The following is a 1,715-nucleotide window of genomic DNA, read 5'->3' on the forward strand; positions in this document are numbered from 1 at the left end:
AAAGGTCAAAACAATGAAAAAACTTTTATTGGCAACAGCCGTCTATGCAGCTTCATTTGGCTTTCAAACAAATGCCTTTGCCATCGTGGTATTTGATCCCACAGCTGTTGGACAAATAATGAAACAAGTCCAGCAAGGCACACAACAGCTTGGCAAATTGCAAGAACAAATTCAACAAGGCAAACAACAGCTTGAGCAATTAAAGAGCCAACTCGATCAAGCGAAACAATTATATAACTCCCTAAATGTCAAGCCTGACATTTCGGGATTGAAAGAGATGTTTAACAAGCAAGGGAGCAGTGGCGCCCTCCCTTCAGATTTCAACCACTTTCAACAATCAATGGGCAGTGGCGGTGGCGGCGGTGGCGGTGGCGGCAGCAAAAACACGCAAAAATGGCAAGAAGAACTTAAATACAAAGAGCCCTCAGGGGGTGCTGGATCAAAAGAGGCAGTGGATGCTTTTTACGCACAAGAAGTAAAAAAAGCCGAACAGGACACGGTAGGACAGGCAGCTAAAGGCCAAGACGTCTACGAAGAAGCCAGTGAAACACAAAAAAACATTACCAAGCTCCTTGACGAACTTGGAAGTACTGAAGATGCCGGTAAAATTCAAGGCATTCAAGCACAATTAGAAGCAATACAAGCAAAACTCCAAACACAAGTTCTCCAAATGCAAGCCGCCGCGATGATTCAACAAGCGGAATACAAAGCTGCCGAACAACGAGCTTACGAAGAATTTGCAGCGCGATATGCAGATTATGCCAAAAAACTCGGTGGTCAATAAACAAGAAAAAAGAGGGGCTTGAATATGAACAAGATCATCATAACAACATTGCTACTTTGCACAACGCTTCTCGCGGCTGGATGTGAAAAAACCCATAGCGTAGAAGAATTTAAGAAAGATTACAAATTATATGAAAAATGGAAAATGAAATGTATGACATCAGGGGATCTCGATTCGCAAAATTGTAAAAACGCAGAGCAAGCTTATCGTGAGAGTCTTCCAACATGGGGATGGGGGAGAACTGGCTCTACAAATGACGATAAACAAGAATCTGAAAAGAAACAGGACAATAAATAATGAATAAAGTTCTCACAACAACATTGCTGCTTGGCACAGGGCTCATCACAGCTGGATGTGAAAAAACCTACAGCGTAGAAGAATTAAAAAAAAATGAAAGCTTAATAAGAGAGTTTCAATGGAAGTGTGGAGCTTCTGATAATTCGAAAAATTGTCAAAATGTGCGACAAGCAGCGAAGGAACTTGAAACTGAAGAACGTAAAAGAATTGATGAAAATTATAATAAAGCTCTAGAGAAAATAAATAAAAGACGAGAGGAACAAGAAACAAAAGAGCGCGCTAAAGCTAAACAACAACAGGACAATAAATAATGAATAAAGTTCTCATAACAACATTGCTACTTTGCACAGGGCTCATCACAGCTGGATGTGAAAAAACCTATAGCGTTGCAGAATTTAAAAAAGATAAAAATTTACGCTTCGAGTGGGATGCGAAATGTGGATTCGCAGGAACTTCAAAAAATTGTGAAAACATGCGGTTAGCATTTTTAGAACTTGAAAAAGAATATGAAGCAAAAGCTGAAGAGAGAATTAGGGAACACAACGAAAACATGCGTAAAGCGATGGAAAGATATGAAGCCGAAATAGAAGCTAGACATGAAAAATGGAAAATTGATTTTGAAAAAAGAAAAGCT

The 1,715-nt window shown here is 39.6% G+C and carries 4 protein-coding genes; all 4 read left to right on the top strand.

The features are described from left to right. Positions 1 to 13: 13 nt before the first annotated feature. The gene (locus tag ACFIMG_RS02195; RefSeq protein WP_375679289.1) at positions 14 to 784 is read left to right on the top strand and encodes a type IV secretion system protein; all 771 of its coding nucleotides are present in this window, start codon (positions 14 to 16) and stop codon (positions 782 to 784) included. A gap of 24 nt (positions 785 to 808) precedes the next feature. Beyond that, on the top strand, positions 809 to 1,081 hold the full coding sequence (locus ACFIMG_RS02200; protein WP_375679286.1) for an EexN family lipoprotein: 273 nt from the start codon (positions 809 to 811) through the stop codon (positions 1,079 to 1,081). Continuing rightward, a complete protein-coding gene (locus ACFIMG_RS02205; RefSeq protein ID WP_375679287.1) occupies positions 1,081 to 1,392 on the top strand; it encodes an EexN family lipoprotein in 312 nt (103 codons plus the stop codon). Before ACFIMG_RS02200 ends, ACFIMG_RS02205 begins: the two co-directional genes overlap by 1 nt. After that, positions 1,392 to 1,715: EexN family lipoprotein (locus tag ACFIMG_RS02210; protein WP_375679288.1), on the top strand; the 324-nt coding region annotated here is incomplete at its 3' end. The genes ACFIMG_RS02205 and ACFIMG_RS02210, both read left to right, overlap by 1 nt.

Origin of the sequence: Bartonella sp. AP11XZML, assembly GCF_042196445.1 — a bacterium.
In the GTDB taxonomy this organism is placed as follows: Bacteria; Pseudomonadota; Alphaproteobacteria; order Rhizobiales; family Rhizobiaceae; genus Bartonella.

Coding starts and splice junctions, on each gene's coding strand:
- ACFIMG_RS02195 (WP_375679289.1), top strand. CDS start 14: ATGAAAAAACTTTTATTGGCAACAGCCGTCTATGCAGCTTCATTTGGC.
- ACFIMG_RS02200 (WP_375679286.1), top strand. CDS start 809: ATGAACAAGATCATCATAACAACATTGCTACTTTGCACAACGCTTCTC.
- ACFIMG_RS02205 (WP_375679287.1), top strand. CDS start 1,081: ATGAATAAAGTTCTCACAACAACATTGCTGCTTGGCACAGGGCTCATC.